The organism is Paenibacillus sp. S28, from assembly GCF_016624415.1.
Taxonomy (GTDB): domain Bacteria; phylum Bacillota; class Bacilli; order Paenibacillales; family Paenibacillaceae; genus Paenibacillus_AQ; species Paenibacillus_AQ favisporus.
On sequence record NZ_JACVTM010000051.1, the window covers coordinates 1 to 612 of the forward strand.

A 612-nucleotide genomic window follows, 5' to 3' on the forward strand; every position below is an offset into this window, starting at 1 on the left:
ACCGAGGCTAGCCCTAAAGCTATTTCGGGGAGAACCAGCTATCTCCGAGTTCGATTGGAATTTCTCCGCTACCCCCACCTCATCCCCGAATTTTTCAACATTCGTGGGTTCGGGCCTCCAGTGCGTGTTACCGCACCTTCACCCTGGACAGGGGTAGATCACACGGTTTCGGGTCTACGTCCACGTACTTAATCGCCCTATTCAGACTCGCTTTCGCTGCGGCTCCGGCTTCTCACCTTAACCTTGCACGGGAACGTAACTCGCCGGTTCATTCTACAAAAGGCACGCCATCACCCATAAACAGGGCTCTGACTTCTTGTAAGCACACGGTTTCAGGTTCTATTTCACTCCCCTTCCGGGGTGCTTTTCACCTTTCCCTCACGGTACTGTTTCACTATCGGTCGCTAGGGAGTATTTAGCCTTAGCAGATGGTCCTGCCAGATTCATACGGGGTTTCACGTGCCCCGCACTACTCGGGATCCGTCTCGGAGGGAACTGACTTTCGGCTACAGGGCTTTTACCTTCTATGCCGGGCCTTTCCAGACCTCTTCGCCTAACCAATTCCTTTGTAACTCCATGTGAGACGTCCCACAACCCCGGCCAGCAAGCTGA

Annotated in this window: 1 rRNA gene; it reads right to left on the reverse strand. The window is 53.9% G+C overall.

The window, feature by feature from the left end:
• Positions 1-612 (reverse strand): 23S ribosomal RNA (locus tag IAE55_RS33600); the annotation flags it as partial.